General features: G+C 68.8%; 6 protein-coding genes. 5 read left to right on the top strand and 1 reads right to left on the bottom strand.

The window, feature by feature from the left end; genetic code table 11:
• The first annotated feature begins 135 nt into the window (after positions 1-135).
• The 5 genes from EJB06_RS22210 (at position 136) to EJB06_RS22190 (ending at position 5,724) form a co-directional block, all read left to right on the top strand.
• Positions 136-1,221: an enoyl-CoA hydratase/isomerase family protein gene (locus EJB06_RS22210; RefSeq protein ID WP_126076186.1), complete on the top strand. Its 1,086-nt coding sequence runs from the start codon at positions 136-138 to the stop codon at positions 1,219-1,221.
• A 15-nt stretch (positions 1,222-1,236) separates the two neighbouring features.
• Positions 1,237-1,554 carry a hypothetical protein gene (locus EJB06_RS22205; RefSeq protein WP_126076185.1) on the top strand — a complete coding sequence of 106 codons (318 nt, stop codon included), beginning with the start codon at positions 1,237-1,239 and terminating at the stop codon, positions 1,552-1,554.
• 90 nt (positions 1,555-1,644) lie between these two features.
• The gene (locus EJB06_RS22200) at positions 1,645-2,022 is read left to right on the top strand and encodes a BlaI/MecI/CopY family transcriptional regulator (RefSeq protein WP_126076184.1); all 378 of its coding nucleotides are present in this window, start codon (positions 1,645-1,647) and stop codon (positions 2,020-2,022) included.
• Positions 2,023-2,024: 2 nt separating this feature from the next.
• Positions 2,025-3,545: a M23/M56 family metallopeptidase gene (locus EJB06_RS22195; RefSeq protein WP_126076183.1), complete on the top strand. Its 1,521-nt coding sequence runs from the start codon at positions 2,025-2,027 to the stop codon at positions 3,543-3,545.
• A gap of 85 nt (positions 3,546-3,630) precedes the next feature.
• Complete coding sequence (locus EJB06_RS22190) at positions 3,631-5,724, top strand: TonB-dependent receptor plug domain-containing protein (RefSeq protein ID WP_126076182.1); 2,094 nt, start codon at positions 3,631-3,633, stop codon at positions 5,722-5,724.
• A gap of 9 nt (positions 5,725-5,733) precedes the next feature.
• Here the strand turns inward: EJB06_RS22190 and rapZ are convergent, their stop codons facing one another.
• A complete protein-coding gene (gene rapZ / locus EJB06_RS22185; protein ID WP_126076181.1) occupies positions 5,734-6,597 on the bottom strand; it encodes an RNase adapter RapZ in 864 nt (287 codons plus the stop codon).
• Positions 6,598-6,692 lie beyond the last annotated feature (95 nt).

Here is a 6,692-nt window from a genome sequence, read left to right as displayed (position 1 = left end):
ACGCCGCAAGGCGGTCCGCTGTCGCCGCGGACCCGCATGCCGGGTGGTGTGGCAGGGGTGCAGCTGATATAGCTGCCCCCTATGCCGATCATGCGCGATAAAATAGCGCTCCCTTTCTTCTCCTTTCAGCCAGCCATGAGCGAATTCGTCCAGACCCGCATTGCCAATCGTACCGGCGTGATTACCCTCGACCGTCCCAAGGCCCTCAATTCGCTGTCGCTGGCGATGGTGCGCGACCTGACCGGGGTGTTGAGCGCATGGCGCGAGGACGCCGGCATCGATGCCGTGGTCATCGGCAGCAGCAGCGACAAGGCGCTGTGCGCCGGCGGCGATATCCGCTTTTTCCACGATGGCGGGCACGCCACGCCGACGGGCGGCAGCGCGCTGCTGGAAGATTTTTTCACCGAAGAATACGCGCTCAATCACCTGATTCATTTTTATCCCAAGCCGTATATCGCGCTGATGGATGGGGTGGTGATGGGCGGCGGCATGGGCATCGCCCAGGGCGGGCCGGACTGCCGCATCCGCATCGTCACCGAAAAAACCAGGATGGCCATGCCCGAGGTGAATATCGGCCTGTTTCCGGACGTCGGCGGCAGCTATTTCCTGTCGCGCGCGCCGGGGCAGCTGGGCCAGTACCTGGGCCTGACCGGGCTGACCATCGGCGCGGCCGACGCCCTGTATGCCGGACTGGCCGACCTGTTCGTGCCGCAGGCGCAGATGGGCGCACTGAAGGCGCTGATCGACGCCACCCCGGGCGCGCAACTGCGCGCGGCCATCGCCGCATTTGCGGCGCCGTTCGCGGCAGACGCCGGCGCGTCCAGCCTGCAGGCGCAGCGCGCGGGCATCGACAGGCATTTCGCCGCCGACTCGGTGGCGGCCATCATGGCCTCGCTCGAAGGCGACGATGGCGAGTTCGCGCAAAAGGCGCTGGCCGCGATGCGCCAGCGTTCGCCGCTGATGATGTGCGTCACGCGCGAGCTGCTTGAGCGCGGCGCGGCGCTCGATGTCGCCGATTGCCTGCGCATGGAGCGCACCGTGGTGCGCCACAATTTCGAACACGGCGAGGTGCTCGAAGGCGTGCGCGCGCTGGTCATCGACAAGGACAATGCGCCCAGGTGGAATCCGCCCAGCCTCGATCAGGTGGACGCGCAGATGGTGGCGCGCTTCTTCGCGCCGGTGTGGCCGGCGGCCGCGCATCCTCTGCGTCACCTGGACTGAAGCGGCGCGCACGCCATGGCGTACGACTTCGTGGTGGGCTGGCGCAGCAAGCGGCCCGGTTCGTCCGCACACGTGGGGGCGATCGATTATCGCGACATGACGGCGCTGGCGGCACTGATGCGGCGCAGCGATTCTTTCTTCCTCGCGCGCCTGACCGACATCTACAAGGACCAGTCCTTTTCCAGCGGCGAGGTGCGGCAGGCGCTGGCGCAGCTGCTGCCGCTGATGTGCGTCAGCCTGTCCGGCGCCGAGCGGGCCCTGCTCGACAAGCTGGTCGCGGTGCTGTGCTTCGCCAGCCACAAGGACGATGGCCTGCATGCGCTGGCGGACTGATATCGCCGGCACGCCTGAATCAGATGCAGCTTGACCTTATGTGACAAGTGTCGCATACTTGCCCCAACAGTCACAATGTGGAGCATCGTCATGTCAGTCATTCCCTCGGTTTCAGAACTCAGCCTGCTCAAGGTCCTGTGGAAGGACCAGCCCCTGAGCGCGCGCGAACTGCACGAGCGCGCGGTTGCGGAGCTGGACTGGTCGTTTTCCTCGACCCGCAAAACGCTCGAACGCATGCTCGACAAGCAGATGGTGGCGCAGGACATGCAGCACGGCGTCCAGGTCTACCGCGCCCAGCTCGACAAGGTGGCCACCCTGGCCGCCTTCGCCCACGATTTCGGCCGCCGCGTGATGGAAATCGACGCGCCGCTGCCGGTCAATATGTTCACCGGCAGTAAGCTGGTCGACCGGCAGGAGCTGGCCGAACTCGAACAGATGCTGCAGGACTGGCCCGACGCGAAGGACTGAGCATGCTGAACGCGTTTGCCTTGTCCTTTCTCAAAGCGAGCATCACCTGCGGCATCGCCGCCGCCATCATCCTGGCGCTGCTCACGCTCGCCACGCGCGTGTGGCCGGTGCTGGCCGGGCACCGCTCGGTGTGGCTCTGGTCGCAGGCGGCCATCGCCTGCGCTTTCGTGCTGGCGCTGCTGCCGCACAGCGCCGCCTACAGCGTGGTGCCGGCCATCGACATCGCACTTCCCGCGCCGGCCGCCACGCAGTCATCGGTGCTGCCGCAGCCGCACGATGGCGAGGCCGATGGCGCCGATGACGGCATCGACCCGCTCGAACTGCTGGCGCAAGCCTGGCTGGCGCTGTACGCGGCCGGCTTGCTGGCGTCCGGCGCGCGCTGGGTGCACGCCCAGCGCGGCCTGCGCGCCTTGCTCCAGCACGCCCGCCCGCTCGACGCCGAGGCACTGGCGCAGCACGCGGGCTTCGGCGCCGAAGCGGTGGCGGAGCTCCTGCAGCGCGGCCTGCGCGTTGCCGAAACCGACGCCGCGATCTCGCCCATGCTGGCCGGCCTGGCGCGTCCGCGCCTGCTGCTGCCGCGCCACCTGCGCAGCTTCAGCGACGAGCAGCAGCGCCTGATCGTGGCCCACGAGCTGACCCATTGGAAGCGCCGCGATCCCTTCTGGCTGCACGCCAGCATGCTGCTGCAAACGCTGTTCTGGTTCAATCCCCCGCTGGCGGTGCTGACCCGGCGCCTGAACTGGGCGCAGGAACTGGGATGCGACCACGCCGTGCTGGCCGGCCGTCCCGCGCAGCAGCGCAAGCAGTACGCGGCCGCGCTGGTGGCCCAGCTCAAGGTGCAGCAGGACAGCTTCGGCGCCAGCATCGCCTTCGGCCACGGCAGCCCGGCGTCGCTGCGCGCCAGGGTGGCCCTGATCCGCGAGCAGGGCTTGCGCGCGCCCGGCATGCCGGGCAAGGCGGCGGTGGCCGCCGCACTGGCGTCGGTGCTGGGCGCGAGCCTGTTCCTGCAACCCGCTATTGCGTGGCGCACGCCCGAACCCATTGCCACGGCGGCCGCGCCGGCCATCGTCGCGTCGAAGCCGCAGTGGAGCATGCCCTTGGAGCGCGTGCGCGTGACCAGCTTTTACGGCGCCGCGCGCAAGAACGTGGAAGGCGGCCATCACGGCATCGACTTCGCCGCCCGCAGCGGCACGCCGATCCTGGCGGCGGCCGGCGGCACCGTGCTCGCATCGACCGCGCAGTACCAGGGCGGCCCCCAGTACGGCGACGTGGTCCTGATCGAACACGCGGGCGGCATGCGTTCGCTGTATGCGCACCTGAGCGTGCGTTCGGTCGAGGCGGGGCAGGTGGTGCGCGCCGGCGAGACGATCGGCCTGGCCGGCGCGACCGGCAAGGTCAGCGGTCCGCACCTGCACCTGGAAGCGTTCAGTAACGGCCAGCACATCGATCCGCAGCGGATGCTGCCTGGCCTCGACGCCTACGCCACCTCGCAGGCGCTGCGCAAGCGTCCCGCCCGACTTTAGCCCACTCCCGTTCAAGCGCGGTTTGCGTGCGGCGCAGCAGCGCCGTACGGGCGCGCTCGTCCCTCCACAATATCGAAGGAAATCCATGCAGATCCGTCCGTATGCCTGCGCCTGCGCGCTCGCTTTATCGTTACCGGCATTGGCCGAAGAAGTCGTTCCCGTCATCGAGATCGCGGGAGCGCGCTACGACAAGCGCAGCGAGGAAACCGCCGCCAGCCTGGTGGTCGGCCGCGAAGAACTGATGCGCCACGGCGACCGCTCGCTCGGCGACGCCCTCAAGCGCGTCCCCGGGATCAGCATCGGCGATGGCGGCGGGCGCACCAGCGATATCCGCCTGCGCGGCCTGGGCAACGGTTATACGCAGGTGCTGCTCAACGGCGTGGCGGCGCCCAGCGGCTTCTCGCTCGAATCGCTGGCGCCGGAACTGATCGAACGCGTCGAGGTCGTGCGCGGCGCCTCGGCGGCGACCAGCATGCAGGCCATCGCCGGCAGCGTGAACATCGTGCTGCGCAAGTCGGCCACGCGCCTGCGTTCGACCGTCAAGGCGGGCCTGGACAAGCAGCACGGACGGCGCTCGCCCAGCCTGAGCGGAGAGGCGAGCGGCAAGGGCGAGGCGTTTTCGTACTCGGTGCCGGTCAGCCTGTCGTACGCACCGGTGCCGGCGCCTTCGCGCGAGGAAGAAACCGCGCCGGGCCTGCGCCGCGGCACGCGCCTGCAGGAAGACGTCACCACGCGCCTGGCCAGCCTGTCGCCGCGCGCCAGCTGGAAGCTCGCCAACGGCGACACGCTCGGCCTGCAGGCTTTTCTGAGCAACAGCCGGCGCGTCGCCGACGCCTGGGCCGTGGAAACCACCCACCTGGGCGCGCCGACCCTGCACCCGCAACGCGCCGCCGTACTCAGGACGGCCGCCATCTGGCTGCGCACCGACCTGGAATGGGCGCGCAGCCTGGGCGAGGGCGCGCGCATCGAGGCCAAGGGCGGCATCCACCGCAGCCGGCGCGAATCGGACTTCGCGTTCGGCGATATGAGCGAGGGACGGCGCGGGCCCGCGCTGAACCTCGTCGGCGCCGACCTGCGCGAGGGCGGCTACCATCTGGGCGCCACCTGGACCCGGCCTGCGGGCGGCGGCCATGTGCTCAGCGCCGGCTGGGACGGCGCCCACACCACGCGCAGCCAAACCCGCGTGGGCAGCGAGCGCGATGCCTTCGACGAGGCGCCGCGCCTCACCGACAACCGCTTTCGCGGCGTCATCGAGCGCATCGGCGCGTTCGCGCAGGATGACTGGGAGGTCAACCCGGCCTGGTCGATGTCGGCCGGCGTGCGCTGGGAAACCCTGCGCACCTCGGTGGCCGAAGCCGGCGTGGCGGCAGTCGGCCAGCGCAGCGCGATTCCATCGCCGGTGCTGCAGGCGCTGTACAAGCCGGCCGCCGGCCACCAGCTGCGCGCCGGGCTGGCGCGCACCTACAAGGCGCCCACCATGGCCAGCCTGATCCCGCGCCGCTACACGGTCGACAACAACAACAGCGCCACCAATCCGCACAGCGAAGGCAATCCGGCGCTGCGGCCCGAAACATCCTGGGGCCTGGACATCGGCTACGACCGCCAGGTCGGCAAGGACGGCTTGCTGGCGGCCAGCGCCTACCTGCGCAAGATCGACGACGTGACAGTCACGCGCCTGTTCCAGGATGAGGGGCAGTGGGTCGCGGCGCCGGCCAACCAGGGCCGGGCCAGCGCGCGCGGCGTCACGCTGGAAGCCAAATTGCCGCTGCCCGGCTTTGCCAAGGCTGCGTTCAACGCCAACGTGGCGCGCAACTGGTCGCGCATCGAGAGGGTGGCCGGGCCGGACAACCGGCTGCCGGAGCAGTCGCCATTGACGGCCAGCGTCGGCATCGATGTGCGCGCCGCGCTCAGTTTTGGCGCCAGCTTCACGTACGAGCGCGGCGCGCGCACGCGCCGTGCGCCCGAGTGGCGCGAATCGAACGGCGGCACGCGCCTGCTCGACATGCATCTCTTGTGGGGAGCGGGCAGGCGGACGCGCCTGCGGGTCGGCTTGAGCGATGTGCTGGACCGGCCGCGCTTATCGCAATCGTATTACGGCAGCCGCAGCACCCGGCGCGAGACGATGCCCGGCACGGCGCTGCGCATCACCATCGAACATGACCTCGAACGGCCCAGGTGAGCCAGGCAGTTACGACTGTTCGCGGTGCCTCAGCACGACCCGTTCGGTCGGGCTGAAGTAGGCGGCGAGGCGCTCGGCCATGTACACCGAGCGATGCTGGCCGCCCGTGCATCCGAGCGCCACGGTCAGGTAGCTGCGGTTGTCGGTCTTGAACGACGGCAGCCACTTCTCGATGAAGGCGCGGATATCTTCCAGCAGCTCGGCCGCGCTGGGCTGCGCATCGAGGAAGGCGATCACCGGCGCGTCCATGCCGGTCAGCGGGCGCAGGGTCAGGTCGTAGTAGGGGTTGGGCAGCGCGCGCACGTCGAATACAAAATCGGCGTCGAGCGGCACGCCCAGTTTGAAGGCGAACGATTCGAAAAACAGCGTCAGCGGCGCGCGCTCGATCTCGACCAGCTCCTTGATCCAGGCGCGCAGCTTGTTGGCCGACAGGTCGGAGGTGTCGATCACGTGGCCGAGCTGCTCGATGGCGGAGAGGCGCTCGCGCTCTTCGAGAATGCATTCGATCAGGGTGCGGCGCGAGGCCGGGTTTTCGTCGGGGCGCAGCTGGTGCGACAGCGGATGGCTGCGCCGCGTTTCGGAAAAACGCGCCACCAGCGAATGCGTGTTCGAGGTCAGGAACATGACCTTGATGTCGTGCCCCTGGTCTTTCAGCATGCGGATATTGACGGGCAGTTCGACCAGCGACTGCGCGCTGCGCGCATCGACCGCGACGGCGGCGCAGGCCGTGCCGTCGGCGATGAGCGCGTCGATCAGGCTCGGTAGCAACGCTGGCGGAAGATTGTCGACGCAGTAGTAGCCTGCGTCTTCGAGGACATTGAGGGCGACCGATTTGCCCGATCCGGAAATACCTGTGATGAGTACGATGCGCATAGGCCCGATGATACCCCATGCGGGTGGGGTTTGCTCAGGCACTACGTATCATTCTCATCAGGCAACAGAGATTTTACAACGGTCCTATCCGTTCT

It is taken from the genome of Massilia atriviolacea, assembly GCF_003953935.1.
Classification (GTDB): domain Bacteria; phylum Pseudomonadota; class Gammaproteobacteria; order Burkholderiales; family Burkholderiaceae_D; genus Telluria_A; species Telluria_A atriviolacea.
Note: the sequence above shows the minus strand (reverse complement) of the source record. Positions and strands in the feature narration are given on the sequence as shown.

Coding starts and splice junctions, on each gene's coding strand:
- EJB06_RS22200 (WP_126076184.1), top strand. CDS start 1,645: ATGTCAGTCATTCCCTCGGTTTCAGAACTCAGCCTGCTCAAGGTCCTG.
- EJB06_RS22190 (WP_126076182.1), top strand. CDS start 3,631: ATGCAGATCCGTCCGTATGCCTGCGCCTGCGCGCTCGCTTTATCGTTA.
- EJB06_RS22210 (WP_126076186.1), top strand. CDS start 136: ATGAGCGAATTCGTCCAGACCCGCATTGCCAATCGTACCGGCGTGATT.
- rapZ (WP_126076181.1), bottom strand. CDS start 6,597: ATGCGCATCGTACTCATCACAGGTATTTCCGGATCGGGCAAATCGGTC.
- EJB06_RS22195 (WP_126076183.1), top strand. CDS start 2,025: ATGCTGAACGCGTTTGCCTTGTCCTTTCTCAAAGCGAGCATCACCTGC.
- EJB06_RS22205 (WP_126076185.1), top strand. CDS start 1,237: ATGGCGTACGACTTCGTGGTGGGCTGGCGCAGCAAGCGGCCCGGTTCG.